A 15,679-nucleotide genomic window follows, 5' to 3' on the forward strand; every position below is an offset into this window, starting at 1 on the left:
GGCGCTGCCTCTTGCGTCCTTCGGCGTCGGGCGAAGAGTTGGCTCAGTTGTCCTGAACCCAATCGAGAATAGCGTCGGCCACCGCCTGAGGTTTCTGGTGATGCAGCCAATGGTCTGTACCGTCGATCTGCTTGCGGGTCAGGTTGGGTGCGAACTCCTCCAGCCCATCGGTGCATTCGGGAAGCAAGGCTTTGTCCCGCGGCCCCCACAGAAGCAAATGCGGGCAGAAGACTGTCAATCTGTCAACGGGCAGTTCCGGCAGGTCCGTGCAGGGCGCGCCCGGCTCAGCCACCACGAGGGGTGAGGCCCGGTACCAGTTCAGCATGGCGTCGAGCCGTCCGGGGCGGGCCCATTCGGTGCGATAGTCGCCCATGCGCGCGTCGCTCATCCAGTCCAACCCCATGCCATGCCGAAAGAATTGTTCGAGCTTGGCGAAGTTGTCGGCCGAAAGAAATTCGGCTGCATCGGGCGCGCGCAGGCGGTTGATGTATTGCGAGGCCTCAGATTGTTTGCCCGCTGCCGCCAATTCGCGCTGGAACGGGACAGGGTGAACACCGTTGGCGATGACCAGGCGGCTGACCAACTTGGGGTGGAACATGGCAAGACCGTAAGCCACCGAGGCGCCCCAATCATGTCCCAGCACAGTGACGGGGTCGCCGAACTGCTCGATCAGCACGGCCATGTCCGACACCAGCTTGGACAGCGCATAGTTCGAAATACCCTCGGGCGCCCAGCTTTGACCATAGCCACGCTGGTCCGGCGCGATGCAGTGAAAGCGGTCCGAAAGGTGCGGGGCCAGGTCGGACCACGCGCCGCCATACTCCGGGAAACCGTGCAACATCAAAAGCGTAGGCAGGTTGGGATCGCCCCAGCGGCGGACGAAGAAAGGGTGGCCGTTGAGGTCGAAGAATTCGCTGTCCATGCCGGATGCCCCTGACTGAGTTCACACCTGCAGAGTTTTCGGAGCCGTCGCCGAAGTCAACTTGATACGGATCAACGCGGAAAAGATGCAAATTTGCTAGGCGTTTCGGCGGACAGTGACACAGGAGAGAGCATATGGACGCAGTGACCCAAAAAAAGACGAACGCAGCCCCCGTGGCCGTCATGGCCAAACCGAACGCGGACACCGAAGCGCCCACCCGCGAAAAGATCCGGCAGGCCTTTGAAAGCGGGGAGTATCCGTATCGCTCGAAATTGTCCCGGGCGGCTTATGAAAAGCAGAAGGCCCAGTTGCAGGCCGAATTGTTGAAGGTGCAGTTGTGGGCGCAGGAGACCGGGCAGAAGTTCGTGCTGTTGTTCGAGGGTCGCGACGCCGCCGGCAAGGGCGGCACCATCAAGCGGTTCATGGAGCATCTGAACCCGCGTCAGGCCCGGGTGGTGGCGCTGAACAAGCCGACCTGGGAGGAGAAGGGCCAGTGGTATTACCAGCGCTATATCCAGGAATTGCCCACCGTCGGCGAAATGGTTTTTTATGACCGGTCCTGGTACAACCGCGCCGGGGTCGAGCGGGTGATGGGGTTCTGCACCCCGAACGAATACCTCGAGTTCATGCGCCAGACGCCCGAGTTGGAGCGCATGATGGTTCGGTCGGGAATCCAGCTGTACAAGTACTGGTTCTCGGTGACGCGGGATGAGCAGCTGCGCCGCTTCAAGAGCCGCGAGACCGACCCGCTGAAGCAGTGGAAACTTTCGCCCATCGACAAAGCCAGTCTGGACAAATGGGACGACTATACCGAGGCGAAAGAGGCGATGTTCTTCTATACCGACACCGCCGACGCGCCCTGGACCATCGTCAAGTCGAACGACAAGAAACGCGCCCGGCTGAACTGCATGCGGCATTTCCTGTCGACGCTGGATTATCCGGACAAGGATCATGACATCGTGGGCCAGCCCGATCCTCTGATCGTGGGGCAGGCACATCATGTGGTCCACCGGTCGGATCACATCCTTGGTACGGCGATACACCCCGAGGCGCGCGTCACCTGATTGGCCCGACGGGCGTCATCGAGGTCTCGAAGTGAAATTTCAGAGATCTCCCCTTGCCCCGGCTCGGGGCCGCGCATATGGCTGGCGGGATGAGAAAGGTCATGACATATCCCGCCCATTTCCGGGCCATTGCTGTGCTGGGGCTGCCGTTGATCGGTGGTCATCTGGCGCAATTCGCCATTGGCCTGACGGATACGATCATGCTGGGCTGGTATGGCGTCGAGGCACTGGCCGCGGTGACGCTGGCCAGCAGCTTTTACTTTGTTCTGTTTCTTTTCGGAGGCGGATTTGGCCTGGCCGTCATGCCTATGGTCGCGACCGCGGCCGCCGAGGAGGATGAAACCAGCATTCGGCGCAGCACCCGAATGGGTCTGTGGCTGTCGCTGCTGTATGGCATGCTGATCATGCCGCTGCTGTGGTGGTCCTACCCGATTCTGATCGCCACGGATCAGGATCCACAAGTGGCGCAAACCGCGTCCGAGTATCTGCGGGTTGCGGGCTGGGGCCTGTTCCCGGCGCTGGTGGTGATGGTTCTTAAATCCTATCTGGCCGCTCTGGAGCGCACGCAGATCGTGCTGTGGATTACCGTCGCGGCGGCAGTGGTCAATGGACTTACGAACTATGCGCTGATCTTCGGCAACTGGGGCGCGCCGGAACTGGGCGTGATGGGTGCCGCGATTGCGTCGGTGGTCACGCAGACCGTGTCGCTGGTGGCGGTGATCATTTACGCGGTGAAAGTCCTGCCGGAGCATAACCTGTTCCAGCGGTTCTGGCGCCCGGATTGGGAAATGTTGCTGAGCGTCCTGAAGCTGGGTGTGCCCATCGGTCTGACCTTGTTGGCCGAAGTGTCTCTGTTCGCCATGTCCGCCTTCATGATGGGTTGGATCGGACAGGTGCCGCTGGCGGCGCACGGGATTGCGCTGAACCTGGCCTCGGCCACTTTCATGGTGCATCTGGGCCTGTCGAATGCAGCAACGATCCGGGCCGGCAATGCGCTGGGGCGCAAGGATCGACCGCATCTCGAGAAAGGCGCAATCGCGGTCACGGGCATGTCCCTTGTGGTGTCCGTGCTGACAATCATCCTGTTCCTGACCTGCGCCGAGCCGCTCATCTCGGTATTTGTCGAACCGGACGACCCGCAGCGTCCCCAGATTCTGGCCATCGGGACCGGTCTGCTGGCCATGGCGGCCCTGTTCCAGCTGGTGGACGGCGCGCAGGTAATCGCTCTGGGCCTTCTGCGCGGGTTGCAAGACGCCAAGGTGCCTATGGTTATGGCAGGCCTCAGCTATTGGGTCGTGGGGATCCCCGCATCCTACTACTTTGGTTTCGTGCAAGGCATGGCCGGGATCGGAGTCTGGCTTGGCCTTGTTCTGGGCCTTGCCTGCGCGGCGGTCATGCTGATGGGACGGTTCTGGCTGCGATCCGTCCGCGTGGTAGGTGCGCCCGCCGCGTAGCGACAACCGCCAGGCTCAACCCTTCTCCAGCCGGTCGGCCTTCTTGCGCACCAGTACCGTGCGCAAGTCGTGCATCGCCAGCAGCAACCGGTCCGTGATGTCTTCCAATTGGGTATCGGTCGCCTTGGACTGGGCCCATTGCGTGGTCAGGTTCAGGTGATCGATCGTGCGGTGGATGTCGTCGACGTCGCGCCGCGCAAGCAGGGCTTTGCGTTCGTTCATCCAACGGGCGATTTCGGTTTTGTCCGCTTCGGTTAGGGTACCCTGACCATGTGGCTTGACCTCGCCGTTGCGGATGTTGATCACCGCGATCTGGTCCATTTCGATCCGGCGCTGCCGGTTCTCCGTGTCGATCTTGAACACGACCGCGCCGTTCTCGCGGACGCGAAAGTAATATTCGGGCAGTGCTGCGGACATGTTGAACCTCGGTCTTAGCTCAGGGACGCGCAGAACCGCTGGATGCGGGTGCAGGCCTCGGTCAAGGCTTCGTCTGAAGTCGCGTAGCTGACGCGGAAATTGGGGCTGAGGCCGAACGCCGCTCCAAAAACTACGGCTACGTCGGCTTCCTCCAATAGGGCAGTCGCGAAGGCCTCGTCGGTGTCGATGACCGTGCCGGCCGGCGTGGTCTTGCCGATCAACCCGGCGATGGACGGATAGACGTAGAATGCGCCCTCGGGAGTGGGGCAGGTGATGCCGTCAATCTGGTTCAGCATCCCGACCACAAGATCGCGTCGGCGTTTGAAAGTTTCATTGTTCGGGGCAAGGAAGTCTTGGGTGCCGTTCAGGGCCTCGACCGCGGCCCACTGGCTGATCGAGCAAGGGTTCGACGTGGATTGCGACTGGATCTTGCGCATGGCCGCGATCAGCTCGACAGGGCCTGCGGCATAGCCGATACGCCAGCCGGTCATGGCATAGGCCTTGGAGACACCGTTGCACGTGAGCGTGCGATCATACAGCCCGGGTTCGACTTCGGCTGGCGTGCAGAACTCAAACCCGTCATAGGCGAGGTGTTCATACATGTCGTCCGACATGATCCAGACATGAGGATGCCGCATCAGAACATCGGTCAGAGCCTTGAGTTCGGCGCGGCTGTACCCTGCGCCGGTCGGGTTCGACGGCGAGTTGAAGATGAACCATTTGGTGTTTGGCGTGATTGCGGCTTCCAACTGGTCTGGGGTCAGCTTAAAGCTGTTTTCCAGTGTGGTCTCAACCACGACAGGCGAACCGCCCGCAAGCAGCACCATGTCCGGATAGCTGACCCAGTAGGGGGCGGGAATGATAACTTCGTCGCCCGGATTCATCGTCGCCATCAGCGCATTGTACAGCGTCTGCTTGCCACCTGTTCCGACCGAGATCTGTGCGGGCGTGTAGTCCAGCCCGTGGTCACGTTTCATCTTGGCGCAAGCGGCCTGTTTCAGCTCGGGAATGCCGTCAGGCGCGGTGTATTTCGTTTTACCGGCGGCGATTGCGGCAACGGCTGCGTCCTTGATGTTCTGCGGCGTGTCGAAATCGGGCTCACCTGCGCTGAGGCCGATGACGTCCCGTCCGGCGGCCTTCAACTCGGCGGCTTTGGCCGTCATGGCAATGGTCGGCGAAGGTTTGACGCGCGACAGTGTCGCAGACAGAAAGCTCATGGCGGGCCCCGGTTTGTATGTTGCTCAGGACTGTCATAGGGTGCCGCCGAAACACGATCAAGCGATATGCTTTTGAAGAACTGGAGAGTTTGATGAGCGACGAAACCGACTGGTTCGGACCCGAGGCCGCGACATTCGGAGACCGGGTTGCAGGCGCACGCGAAGCCGCCGGCATGACCCAGACCCAACTGGCCCGTCGGCTGGGTGTCAAGAAGTCCACTGTGGTGGCCTGGGAGAATGACCTGTCAGAACCGCGCGCCAACAAGCTGTCGATGATGGCAGGTATGTTGAACGTGTCGATCATGTGGCTTCTAACCGGTGAAGGCGAGGGCATGGATGCTCCGGATATCGCGGAAGCCGCGGATATGGAGCTGGCACCGCTGGTCGCGGAGTTGCGCGCCATCCGAGGTGAGATGCGCGCCAGTTCCGAGCGCCTTGCGCGGGTCGAGAAAACGCTGCGGCTGAAGCTGGAGAAAGGCGAATGAACGACATCCGGATCAAGCGGCTGAAGATGCGGTCGATGCGGCGCGGCATCAAGGAAATGGACATCATTCTGTCCGCCTATGCCGACCAGCGGCTTGAGCGGATGTCTGCGGCCGAATTGGACCTGTACGAAGCTTTGTTGCACGAAAACGATCAGGACCTCTACCAATGGGTGACCGGGCAGGTCGCCGCCCCTGAACACTACACGAGCATGATCTTCGATATCTCGCAAGTATTTCAAAAGTAATGGGAAAACAGACTTAACTGATTCTTCGGGATTTCGCGTCAAAGTTTCCTGAACGGCGCGATTGAATCGGAGGATCGGATGAGTTTGGAATTGCAGGTCTCCGCACCCGGAACCAAGGGGTTCATGTCCAGCTATCTTGAGGCGCTGGCATTGGTTGAACGTCTGCATCGGTTGCTTCTGGACGTCATCAAGGACGAGTTCGAGCGGGTCGGCGTTCTGGAAATCAACGCGGTGCAGGCGCTGTTGCTGTTCAACATCGGCGACCACGAGGTGACTGCCGGTGAACTCAAAAGCCGCGGCTATTATCAGGGCAGCAATGTCAGCTACAACCTCAAGAAACTGGTCGAAATGGGGTTCATGCATCACCAGAGATGCGAGATTGACCGACGTTCGGTGCGGGTGCGTCTGACACCTCGGGGACGGGAAATCCGTGACATCGTGGCCGATCTCTTCTCGCGCCACGCCGAAGGGCTGCAGGCCAAGGGTGTCCTGGGCACCGAAGGGATCGAAGAGATTACCAGCGCTTTGCGCCGGGTTGAACGGTATTGGACGGATCAGATCCGGTACATCTACTGACTACCGCCGTTCAATGGCAAAACTTGGGACAGGGTCAGCGAATCCAGCTCTCTGATCAGCTTGCGCGTCATCGCGTCTTCGTAGGCTTCAAATCCCAAAGCGGTTTCGACGAAGGCTCCGGGCCCCAGAATGACCCAAGCGTTGTAATAGGCCGACAACTCTCCGATTTGCACATACCGCTTGTCCCCGGTGCTGGGATCATCGGCTCCGATCACGAGCCCATTGATCGTGATGCCGGTTGCCTGCAGTTGGGCTTTAGCTTGTCTGGGATGGAGGCCGACATTGTGCTTGCCATCTCCTGAGAGGTCCAGCGTCCGCTTCCAGCAGGCGGCTTGGGTATCCAACAAATCAGCCCCATACTGCATGGCAGACCCCACCGCTGTGCCCTGAGGTGCCGATGACCGACGGGTGGATTGTAGGCGTCGAGCAATCCCAGACAAATCGTTCGGGGACCGAATATCGGTCCAGCCGACCAACAGCCGCTGGAAACCTGCTTCGCTCCATTCGAAAACGGCGATGCGAACGGGGGCTTCGGGATTCGACAGGATCAGCCGTTCCACCTCCGGCCGTTGCAATGCAGCGGCCAAGCCGTCCAATTGAAGTCGGTATTCGTTGCTGTCGACTGAGCCTGAAACATCCAACCCAAGCGCCAGGGCTTGCCGGCATTGAGCAGCGGCCGGGCTGCCCACGGCCAAACAACACAGAGCCAGCGCACGGGTAATCATTTTGCGTTGCGCCCCAACGCGCCGACCTGAAGGCTGGTCAATTCCCGTTCCAGCTTGCGTCGCATGGCGCGCTCAAAGTCTTCGAACCCTTGCGCGATTTCCAAAAAGGCGTTTGGCCCATGCAAGACGTTGTTCTCAAAAAACGGGATGAGGAACAGCTCCCCTTCGAAATCCGCCGCATTTATGACCAACCCATTCACGGTTATGCGGTCGAAGGGAAAGTGGCGATAGGCGATCTGCGGACCGTAGCCGTCATTGTTCGAGCCGTCCCCGGACAGGTCAATCGTTTGAAACAGGCATTGCGGAGCCTGCTCCATCAGAGAGGCCCCGAAAGCCAGGGCATATCCCATGGCAGTGGCCGAGCCGCTGTCAGATCTTTGGGACTCGCTCACCTGTGTCGCTGCAACAAGCAGATCAGCCTCGGTCTCGATCAGGCGCCAGGGAAGGACGATGTACTGGGCGTCGCGACCGCTCCACTCATAAACCGTCAGGGCTACGGGCAGCGGCGAGGAAAAGAACGCTTTCCGGACTTCAGGAGCGATCAGGGCTGAAGCCAGGCCCTGCCGCTGCAGGGCGTCTTCTTTGGCGTCGACCGAAACGGATATGTCCAAAGCAAGCGCCAAGGCCAGCCGGCAGTTTTGGGCCTCAGCAGAGCTGGCCAGAACGGCCAGCCCCAATCCTGTCAGCCAGCGGATCACCAGTGGCCGGTGCTTTCCATGCTGGCCCAAGGTTCGGCCGGGGGCAAGGCATCGCCATTCTGCAGCAGTTCAACCGAAATGTTGTCAGGCGAGCGCACGAACGCCATACGCCCATCGCGGGGAGGGCGGTTGATGACGACGCCATTGTCGGCAAGGTGCTGACAGGTCTCGTAAATGTTGTCGACCCCATAGGCTAGGTGGCCGAAATGGCGGCTGTCGCTTGGCAAACCCTCATCGCCATCCCAGTTCCATGTCAGCTCGATCGGCCTGTCCTCCTGACCCGGAGGAGCCATGAAGATCAGCGAAAACCGCCCTTCCTCGCTGTCGTAACGGCGGGTTTCCTGGAGTCCCAGCAGCTTGTAGAAGGCCATGGATTTTTCCAAATCCTTCACGCGCACCATGGTGTGGAGGTATCTCAGCCCCATCTCGGCGATCCTTTCGGTGTTGATGATTGTGTGCAGCTTAGCGCGCTGCAGGGGCGTGTCGAGGGGGCGGTCGCAGAGAAACCGAAAAATGCGCGACGCAGCACACATATGGCGGTTTCAGTGCTGATGTTGCCGATATATAGTGGTCGGCGACTCATTTCAAAAACGAGGTATGTCCATGCCGCTGTCCGCCGAACAACTGGCCGAGATCGAAGAGCAACGCGCACAAACGCAGTCGACCCGCCGTGTCGTGGCTCCGGGTATGGAACAGCACCTCTACACTGCGCATCCTGTTCTGGACCACGGGTTCGTGCGGGTCATCGACTATATGGGCGATGATGCTGCGATCTGCCAAGCGGCCCGCGTGTCCTATGGCAAAGGTACGAAGTCCGTACAGAATGACGAGGGGTTGATCCGCTATCTGATGCGCCACTGGCACTCGACCCCGTTCGAGATGTGCGAAGTGAAACTGCACGTGAAACTGCCGGTCTTCGTGGCCCGCCAGTGGATCCGCCACCGGACGGCCAACGTCAACGAATACTCGGCCCGCTATTCGATCCTTGATCGGGAATTCTACATTCCCGCGCCGGATCAATTGGCTGCGCAATCAGCGATCAACAATCAGGGGCGGGGCGAGGCGCTGCAGGGCGAAGAGGCTGCGCGCGTGCTGGACATTCTCAAGGCCGACAGCGCCCGCTGCTACGACAATTACGAAGCGATGATCGGCCAGGATGGCCAGCAGGGTCTGGCGCGCGAACTGGCGCGGATGAACCTGCCGGCAAACATCTACACGCAGTGGTATTGGAAGGTGGACCTGCACAATCTGTTCCACTTCCTGCGCCTGCGGGCAGATCCGCATGCGCAATACGAGATCCGCGTCTATGCCGAAACCATGTGCAAGATCGTGGCCGACTGGGTACCATTCGCGTACAAGGCGTTCGAAGACTATCGCCTAGGTGCGGTCAACCTGTCGGCGCAGATGGTCGAAGCGCTGCGTCGGATGCTGAAGGGCGAGCAGCTGACGCAGGACAACTCGGGCATGACCGCGCGCGAATGGCGCGAGTTCGAAGCGGTGATCCGCGAAGGCTGATCGCCACCTGTTCGAATTGTCATGATCCTGTTACACTTTGGGCATGACGTTCAGCTTGATGTTTAGAACTGCGGCGATCGCTTTGTTGCTGGGCCAGCCGGCCTACGCAAAGTCGCCAATCGCTGAGGTGATCTGCGAGCCCACGGCGCGGATGCATGACAAACTGCGCCACCAATTTGGGGCGCAGCAGACCGCCTCTGGTGTTCGGGGACCCGAGCAGATCATGGAGGTGTGGACCAGCCGTCGCGGTGACTGGACCCTTGTCGTAACCTATGCGACCGGGACGTCCTGCATTGTGGCCATGGGCGATAACTGGACAAACCGCAACGAGGCCGACCCGACGCGAGGTTAGACTATCCGGGAAGAGGGTGGACAACGGCCTGTCAATTGGCCGTTGACCTTGTTTCGTCGCACCCGCCAGTTGGCGGGCCCTTTTACAATGGCTTCAAATCAGCCGCCATTTGGCGGCCGTCACGTCCGTCCTGCAACTCGTACGAGACTTTCTGATTGTCGGCGAGTCCGGTCAGGCCGGATCGTTCTACGGCCGAGATATGCACAAACACATCCTTACCCCCTTCATCGGGGGCAATAAAACCATAGCCTTTGGTCGTATTGAACCACTTCACGGTGCCGGTTGGCATTTCCCGTGTCTCCTTCTCCTTGCGCGTCACCCAGCAAATCGGCAGGGCATAGTCAAAGCGACCACAAACCCACGCAGTTCCGAACGAACGAGACGGCGTAAATTGTGTGTTTCGCCTTTTTCAACATTGCACGGTGAAGTAAAAAATCAAGGAATACTGGGTTAACCTATTCGTTTTGCCCGAAATTGCTGCAACGACCGGAGTAGATACATCATGCGCCTTTTTGGCCTGAAGACCTGCGATACCTGCCGTAAGGCATTGAAATCACTGCCTGATGCCGAATTCATTGATGTCCGAGGTGCGGGTGTTCCTTCGGAGGTGCTGGCCAAAGCGTTTGACCAGTTCGGCGAAGCCTTGCTCAACACCCGCTCGACAACCTGGCGTGGATTGGACGACGATCAACGCTCGCGACCACCGCTGGAACTGCTAGCGGATCATCCTGCCCTGATGAAGCGTCCGCTGATCGAACGTGACGGTCACTTGTTCCTGGGCTGGACCCCGCAAACCCGCGCAGCCCTTGGCATTGCTTGATCGGGTGACTATCTGAACCGGCGCAACAATCAGGAATACTTCATGCGAAACGCAGCCATGATATTGGGTGTCATTGCCGGTCTGGTCGGAATGATCGTCGGTTTTTTTGGGTACGGGTTTGTCGAGCTTGTGGATCGTTACGGCGAGATCGAGGGGTTGGCAGAGCAGGTGGAAAACCCCCAGCTTATCAAGACAGCATCGCTTTTGGCGCCGTTGCTGGCGATTGCCGGGGGGGCCATGGCGCATGCGCGTGCGCTGGTGGCGGGAGTGCTTCTGCTGATTTCCGCTGCGGGGATGTACTATGCCTTTGGCTTTGGCGTGTTCACCATGTTCCCGATTGCCTTCGCCGGCGTCGCCGGGCTACTTGGGATCGCCGCGGGCAAGCCGGACGAACCCAAAGCGCATTTCTAGATCATTTCAGGCGCAGGACCCGGTCGAGCGAGAGTGGGCCCGCGCCGTTGATCACGATCACCACGAACAGGAAGGTCCACATGACCCGCTGATCCATCAGAGTGATGGTGTTGTCGAACAGACCACCCAGTTTGACCCCGTGCCCGGTGACATCGGTGAAGGTCTGGACCCAGACGAACCCGATCATGCCCAGGGCGGCAAGGCGGGTCAGCAGCCCCACCAGCAGCAACGCAGGCAGGATGAACTCGGCCCAGGTTCCGGCGACGGCAACGGGCCAGGTAAAGAACCCTAGCTGCGAGCTGTCGTAGCCGACGGCCTCCATGGCCTTGGGGAAGATCTGGACATAGGCCCCATCCGAGGGGAACAGGAACCCGAAAAAGCCGCTGCCCAGCTTGGTCATGGCCGAGTTCCAGTAATAGACCAGAAGAACCGCTATGAAAGTCAGCCGCGCCACGGTCGGTGTCAGCCAGTTCGAGGCGTGGTCCAGCTTTCCAAGTGCGGAATTATGCATAGAGATCAGGGCAGTCATGTTTCCGGCCTTTCGATAGTCATTGAAGTAATTGCACTGCCCTGCAACAGCAGTGCCAGGGTGGTTCCCAGGTCGAACGCGGGAGTCCGGGCGGTGGTTGCCTCGAAGGCCTGACCAATGGTCTGGCCGGCCTGCATGGCGGTGATCCAGTCGACCCCGCCGGGCGGCAGCAGGTGTGGCGACGGGTCGAATTCGGGGCGCGTGATCAGCACGTCCTGCGCACCGGGCTGAGGTTTTGGCGCGCCGTCTTCGGTGTTGAACCGCCAGATGGAGTGGATGGGCCAGTCGGATCGGATCAACTGCATGGCCGGGGCAAAGCCCAGCCGGGCCTGCATCAGGTCTTCGGGCGGCAGGGCGGCCAGCGCGTCGGGCGCGATCGGTTGGCTGTCGGCGGCGTGGTAGGACCGGCGCAATGCCAACTCCAGCCGTGCCACGTCGGGCAGATAGCCAAGATGCGCCAGTTGCTCGGTGTCGGCGAGGAATTCGGGGAAGTTCTCGCCATAGAACATCATCAGCGGAGAGCTAGGCGGGTTCCGACGCAGATAGATCCCGGCCAGACCGTCCATATTCTGCGGACCCAGCAGCTTGGTTATGACCGGAAATGCCTGGTGCATGGCCTCGGTCAGCGACACGGCCACGTTGTTGCGGTAGACGCTGAAGCGGCGTCCGGCGGGGCGGGCCTGATCGTCCAGCAACCCCTCGGGCACGGGAGCCGTCGGGTCCAGCAGGGCCGCCCGGAATTCTGATTGCGAGACGCTCATGCCGGGATCCGGTCCAGCGCGGATTGCGCGCGTTCTGCCTCGGCGCGCAGGGTGGGCCAGTCGGGCACGTCATTGTCCCATTCGATCAGCACGGGTTTGGGGCCCGACTGGTCGAGCACATAATCCAGCAACGCCCAGACCGGATCGACGACGGCGCGGCCATGGCTGTCGATCAGCAGGGGTTGGCCGTGATCGTCCTGATCCTCGTCATGGCCACCCAGGTGGATCTCGCCAACCTGGTCCAGAGGGTAGGCGTCAATATAGGCCCGCGGGCTGTAATTCAGATTGGTGGCCGAGACGAAGACGTTGTTGACGTCCAACAGCAGGCCACATCCGGTCCGGCGCGCAACCTCGCGCAAGAAGTCGGGTTCGGACCACGTGCTTTCGGTAAAAGCGAGATAGCTGGAGGGATTTTCCAGCAACATCTGCCGGCCCACCGTCTGCTGTACCTGGTCGATATGATCGCAGATGCGGGCCAGTGTGGCGTCGGTATAGGGCAGGGGCAGCAGATCGTTCAGGAACTGGCTGTCATGGGTGGACCATGCCAGATGCTCCGAAAAGCTGGCCGGGTTCAGCCAGCCCACAAGATGCTTCAGGCGGGCCAGGTGCTCGGCGTCCAGCGGGCCTTCGCCACCGATGGACAGGCCCACGCCGTGCACGGAAATGGGAAACCGTTCGGACAGGTGGCGTAGCTGCGCCAGCGGTCGGCCGCCGTCGCCCATGTAGTTTTCGGCGTGAATTTCCAGCCAGCCGACCGGGCCGGGCTGGTCAAGGATCTCGGCATAGTGCTGCGGCTTGTAGCCGACCCCGGGCGCGGCGGGCAGCCGTTGCATTCTGCGGGCGTCATCCAACATCGCGTGATCCTTCTCAGCAAGAAACAGGGCGGGCTGTTTGGTTTAGCCCGCCCCTGACATTCCTTCCCGTGCCTTATGCCGGCAGATCGCGTTCCAGCGGCTCGAGCGAGCCTTTGCGGGGCGTTCCGTCCGCGGATTTGGGCAGCTCGATGTCGGCGCAGGTGCCCGCATCGACCAACGTCCAGGCGTTGCCTTGGTAGTCCACGGTCGAGGTGCCGGCACATGTGGTGCCCGGTCCGGCGGCGCAGTCGTTCTGGCCTGCCAGCGATACGCCATAGCACTTTTCTTTGGCCTGAGCGGCGGCGGTGGTTGCAGAGCCCGCAACGGCTGCGGCAACGGCGCTTGCGATTACGAGGGTTTTGGCGGTGTTCGACATCTCAGGTAATCCTTTTCGTGATTGCGTATGTCTGCTTGTGACAGTGACAAAGGTAACGGCTGACACTGCTCTGTTGAATTCACGAGCCCGTGTCTCACGGCTGTGTCAGGGAGCGTTAACGCCCCTTGCAAGTTAACACACTGTAATAAATTAGGAAATCCAGAAATGTTTCAATCCGGCCCCGTGCTGGGGGCCGGATTGGCGGCAAGACTGTGCCGATTGTTACAGAAGATCGGGGGGCGTTGCCGCGTGCGCCAGCTCTTTTGTTACAGCGTCAAGCGGCTGGACCTGGGTCTGCTTCTCGCCCAGGCGGCGGACGCTGACTGTGCGCTCTTCGACCTCGCGGTGGCCGACGGCCAGGATCACCGGCACCTTGCCGACGGAATGTTCGCGGACCTTGTAGTTGATCTTCTCGTTGCGGATGTCGGCCTCGGCCCGGACACCGGCAGCCTTGAGCGTTTCGACCACTTCCAGAACATAGTCATCGGCCTCGGAGGTGATCGAGGCCACGACGACCTGACGCGGCGCCAGCCAGAACGGCAGTTTGCCGGCGTGTTCTTCGATCAGGATGCCGATGAACCGTTCGAACGACCCCAGGCAGGCGCGGTGCAGCATCACCGGACGGTGTTTGCCCCCATCAGCGCCGATATAGGTGGCGTCCAGCCGTTCGGGCAGGACGAAATCCACCTGGAAGGTGCCGCACTGCCAGTCACGTCCGATCGCGTCGGTCAGGACGAATTCCAGCTTCGGCCCATAGAAGGCGCCTTCGCCGGGGTTCAGTTCCGGCTCGACCCCCGCAGCGCGGGTGGCGGTCAGCAGGGCTTCTTCGGCCTTGTCCCAGACCTCGTCAGAGCCGGCGCGCTGTTCGGGGCGATCCGAGAATTTGACCTTGAAGCTGTCAAAGCCCAGATCTTTGTAGACATCGGTCAGAAACCCGATGAAGCGGGCACATTCGTCGCCGATCTGGTCCTCGGTCGAGAAGATATGCGCGTCGTCCTGGGCAAAACCCCGGACCCGCATGATGCCATGCAGCGCGCCCGAGGGTTCGTAGCGCGCGCAGGATCCGAATTCGGCCATGCGCAGCGGCAGGTCGCGATAGGATTTCAGGCCCTGTTTGAAGATCTCCACGTGGCACGGACAGTTCATCGGTTTGAGCGCGTTCACGGCCTTTTCGCGGGCGTGTTCCTCGTCAACTTCGACGATGAACATGTTTTCCTGGTACTTGTCCCAGTGGCCCGAGCGTTCCCACAGCTTGCGGTCGACCACCTGCGGGGTGTTGACCTCGACATAGCCGCCGCGGTGCTGGGCACGCCGCATATAGTCCTGAAGCTGGGTGTAGATGGTCCAGCCGTTGGGGTGCCAGAAGATCTGGCCCGGGGCCTCTTCCTGCATGTGGAACAGGTCCATCTCGCGGCCCAGCTTGCGGTGGTCGCGCTTGGCGGCCTCTTCCAGCATGTGCAGGTGCGCCTTGAGCTTTTCCTTGCCGGTGAAGGCAACGCCATAGATACGCTGCAGCATCGGGCGGTTGCTGTCGCCACGCCAGTAGGCGCCGGCGATGGACATCAGCTTGAACGCGTCGCCGGGTAGTTGGCCGGTATGTTGCAGGTGCGGGCCGCGGCAGAGATCCTGCCAGTGGCCGTGCCAGTACATGCGCACCGGCTCGTCACCCGGAATCGCCTCGATCAGCTCGACCTTGTAAGGCTCGTTGTTGGCCTTGTAGAACGCGATGGCACGCTCGCGGTCCCAGATCTCGGTGGTGACGGGATCGCGCTTGTTGATGATCTCTTTCATCTTTTTCTCGATGAGGCCGAGATCTTCGGGCGTGAAGGGTTCTGCGCGGTCGAAGTCGTAATACCAGCCGTTTTCGATGACCGGGCCGATGGTGACCTTGGTGTCAGGCCAGATTTCCTGCACCGCGCGGGCCATCACGTGGGCGAAGTCGTGGCGGATCAGCTCGTTGGCCTGAGCCTCGTCCTTCATCGTGTGAAGGGCGATTTCGGCATCCTGTTCGATGGGCCACTGCAGGTCCCAGTGCTGGCCTTTGACGGTGGCCGAGATGGCCTTTTTCGCCAGCGAGGTGGAGATGTCGGCAGCGACCTCGGCCGGCGTAACGCCTGCCGCGTAGGATCGGGAATTGCCATCGGGGAAGGTAAGAGAGACGGATTTTGAATCCAGGGCCATGGTCTGGCTCTCCTCGTCGGTTTGGCGCCCACTGAACGCCCGGTTGCGGGTTATGGTGTCGGGTCCGTTTGGCAGGT

At 60.7% G+C, this 15,679-nt stretch carries 21 protein-coding genes; 9 read left to right on the forward strand and 12 right to left on the reverse strand.

The features are described 5' to 3' along the window. Window positions 1-43: 43 nt before the first annotated feature. Window positions 44-922: an alpha/beta fold hydrolase gene (locus tag ACR0BA_RS00575; protein WP_480725990.1), complete on the reverse strand. Its 879-nt coding sequence runs from the start codon at window positions 920-922 to the stop codon at window positions 44-46. A 134-nt stretch (window positions 923-1,056) separates the two neighbouring features. Here ACR0BA_RS00575 and ppk2 point away from each other — a divergent pair, with 134 nt between their 5' ends. Together ppk2 and ACR0BA_RS00585 are read left to right on the forward strand one after the other, a co-directional pair. Further along, window positions 1,057-1,986: a polyphosphate kinase 2 gene (ppk2, locus tag ACR0BA_RS00580; RefSeq protein ID WP_170363089.1), complete on the forward strand. Its 930-nt coding sequence runs from the start codon at window positions 1,057-1,059 to the stop codon at window positions 1,984-1,986. A 101-nt stretch (window positions 1,987-2,087) separates the two neighbouring features. Continuing rightward, complete coding sequence (locus ACR0BA_RS00585) at window positions 2,088-3,440, forward strand: MATE family efflux transporter (protein WP_170358487.1); 1,353 nt, start codon at window positions 2,088-2,090, stop codon at window positions 3,438-3,440. A 15-nt stretch (window positions 3,441-3,455) separates the two neighbouring features. Here ACR0BA_RS00585 and ACR0BA_RS00590 read toward each other — a convergent pair whose 3' ends face one another. Both ACR0BA_RS00590 and ACR0BA_RS00595 read right to left on the reverse strand, forming a co-directional pair. Continuing rightward, window positions 3,456-3,857, reverse strand: coding sequence for a hypothetical protein (locus tag ACR0BA_RS00590; protein WP_480725992.1), 402 nt, complete (start codon window positions 3,855-3,857; stop codon window positions 3,456-3,458). A 14-nt stretch (window positions 3,858-3,871) separates the two neighbouring features. Next, window positions 3,872-5,074 carry a pyridoxal phosphate-dependent aminotransferase gene (locus ACR0BA_RS00595; protein ID WP_170363090.1) on the reverse strand — a complete coding sequence of 401 codons (1,203 nt, stop codon included), beginning with the start codon at window positions 5,072-5,074 and terminating at the stop codon, window positions 3,872-3,874. Between the two features lie 92 nt (window positions 5,075-5,166). On the opposite strand from ACR0BA_RS00595, the gene ACR0BA_RS00600 reads away from it, so the two are divergent. From ACR0BA_RS00600 to ACR0BA_RS00610, 3 genes are all read left to right on the forward strand, one after another. Continuing rightward, window positions 5,167-5,559, forward strand: a complete 393-nt coding sequence (locus ACR0BA_RS00600; protein ID WP_170363091.1) for a helix-turn-helix domain-containing protein — start codon at window positions 5,167-5,169, stop codon at window positions 5,557-5,559. Then, window positions 5,556-5,804, forward strand: a complete 249-nt coding sequence (locus tag ACR0BA_RS00605) for a succinate dehydrogenase assembly factor 2 (RefSeq protein WP_480694866.1) — start codon at window positions 5,556-5,558, stop codon at window positions 5,802-5,804. Before ACR0BA_RS00600 ends, ACR0BA_RS00605 begins: the two co-directional genes overlap by 4 nt. A gap of 78 nt (window positions 5,805-5,882) precedes the next feature. Beyond that, on the forward strand, window positions 5,883-6,380 hold the full coding sequence (locus ACR0BA_RS00610; RefSeq protein WP_093962569.1) for a MarR family winged helix-turn-helix transcriptional regulator: 498 nt from the start codon (window positions 5,883-5,885) through the stop codon (window positions 6,378-6,380). On the opposite strand, the gene ACR0BA_RS00615 is transcribed toward ACR0BA_RS00610, so the two are convergent. The 3 genes from ACR0BA_RS00615 to ACR0BA_RS00625 are packed head-to-tail and all read right to left on the reverse strand — an operon-like array spanning window position 6,374 to window position 8,228. Beyond that, on the reverse strand, window positions 6,374-7,105 hold the full coding sequence (locus ACR0BA_RS00615) for a DUF1194 domain-containing protein (RefSeq protein WP_480725994.1): 732 nt from the start codon (window positions 7,103-7,105) through the stop codon (window positions 6,374-6,376). The genes ACR0BA_RS00610 and ACR0BA_RS00615 overlap by 7 nt on opposite strands. Continuing rightward, complete coding sequence (locus tag ACR0BA_RS00620; protein ID WP_170435053.1) at window positions 7,102-7,803, reverse strand: DUF1194 domain-containing protein; 702 nt, start codon at window positions 7,801-7,803, stop codon at window positions 7,102-7,104. Before ACR0BA_RS00620 ends, ACR0BA_RS00615 begins: the two co-directional genes overlap by 4 nt. Continuing rightward, complete coding sequence (locus ACR0BA_RS00625) at window positions 7,800-8,228, reverse strand: VOC family protein (RefSeq protein WP_170337804.1); 429 nt, start codon at window positions 8,226-8,228, stop codon at window positions 7,800-7,802. Before ACR0BA_RS00625 ends, ACR0BA_RS00620 begins: the two co-directional genes overlap by 4 nt. 178 nt (window positions 8,229-8,406) lie before the next feature. On the opposite strand from ACR0BA_RS00625, the gene thyX reads away from it, so the two are divergent. Further along, on the forward strand, window positions 8,407-9,318 hold the full coding sequence (gene thyX, locus ACR0BA_RS00630; RefSeq protein ID WP_480725996.1) for an FAD-dependent thymidylate synthase: 912 nt from the start codon (window positions 8,407-8,409) through the stop codon (window positions 9,316-9,318). Window positions 9,319-9,376: 58 nt separating this feature from the next. Beyond that, entirely contained in the window at window positions 9,377-9,670 is a 294-nt protein-coding gene (locus ACR0BA_RS00635) for a hypothetical protein (protein WP_170447089.1), read from the forward strand. Between the two features lie 82 nt (window positions 9,671-9,752). Here the strand turns inward: ACR0BA_RS00635 and ACR0BA_RS00640 are convergent, their stop codons facing one another. Next, window positions 9,753-9,959, reverse strand: a complete 207-nt coding sequence (locus ACR0BA_RS00640; RefSeq protein ID WP_008758035.1) for a cold-shock protein — start codon at window positions 9,957-9,959, stop codon at window positions 9,753-9,755. Window positions 9,960-10,172: 213 nt separating this feature from the next. Between ACR0BA_RS00640 and ACR0BA_RS00645 the strand changes: the two genes are divergently transcribed. Together ACR0BA_RS00645 and ACR0BA_RS00650 are read left to right on the forward strand one after the other, a co-directional pair. Beyond that, on the forward strand, window positions 10,173-10,490 hold the full coding sequence (locus ACR0BA_RS00645) for an ArsC/Spx/MgsR family protein (protein ID WP_093962565.1): 318 nt from the start codon (window positions 10,173-10,175) through the stop codon (window positions 10,488-10,490). Window positions 10,491-10,532: 42 nt separating this feature from the next. After that, entirely contained in the window at window positions 10,533-10,901 is a 369-nt protein-coding gene (locus tag ACR0BA_RS00650) for a hypothetical protein (RefSeq protein ID WP_170358498.1), read from the forward strand. A gap of 1 nt (window position 10,902) precedes the next feature. Here the strand turns inward: ACR0BA_RS00650 and ACR0BA_RS00655 are convergent, their stop codons facing one another. The 5 genes from ACR0BA_RS00655 to thrS all read right to left on the reverse strand — a co-directional run bounded on the left by ACR0BA_RS00655 (window position 10,903) and on the right by thrS (window position 15,602). Then, window positions 10,903-11,430 carry a DoxX family membrane protein gene (locus tag ACR0BA_RS00655; protein WP_170358500.1) on the reverse strand — a complete coding sequence of 176 codons (528 nt, stop codon included), beginning with the start codon at window positions 11,428-11,430 and terminating at the stop codon, window positions 10,903-10,905. After that, on the reverse strand, window positions 11,427-12,191 hold the full coding sequence (locus ACR0BA_RS00660; RefSeq protein ID WP_170438692.1) for an HvfC/BufC N-terminal domain-containing protein: 765 nt from the start codon (window positions 12,189-12,191) through the stop codon (window positions 11,427-11,429). The genes ACR0BA_RS00655 and ACR0BA_RS00660 overlap by 4 nt, the downstream gene beginning before the upstream one ends. Then, window positions 12,188-13,045 (reverse strand): MNIO family bufferin maturase, encoded by an 858-nt coding sequence (bufB, locus tag ACR0BA_RS00665; RefSeq protein ID WP_170366511.1) that lies wholly within the window; start codon window positions 13,043-13,045, stop codon window positions 12,188-12,190. The genes ACR0BA_RS00660 and bufB overlap by 4 nt, the downstream gene beginning before the upstream one ends. 73 nt (window positions 13,046-13,118) lie before the next feature. Beyond that, window positions 13,119-13,421: a BufA1 family periplasmic bufferin-type metallophore gene (locus tag ACR0BA_RS00670; RefSeq protein ID WP_005982123.1), complete on the reverse strand. Its 303-nt coding sequence runs from the start codon at window positions 13,419-13,421 to the stop codon at window positions 13,119-13,121. Window positions 13,422-13,643: 222 nt separating this feature from the next. Beyond that, window positions 13,644-15,602 carry a threonine--tRNA ligase gene (gene thrS / locus ACR0BA_RS00675; protein ID WP_480725999.1) on the reverse strand — a complete coding sequence of 653 codons (1,959 nt, stop codon included), beginning with the start codon at window positions 15,600-15,602 and terminating at the stop codon, window positions 13,644-13,646. Window positions 15,603-15,679 lie beyond the last annotated feature (77 nt).

It is taken from the genome of Ruegeria sp. CI5 (assembly GCF_056536885.1).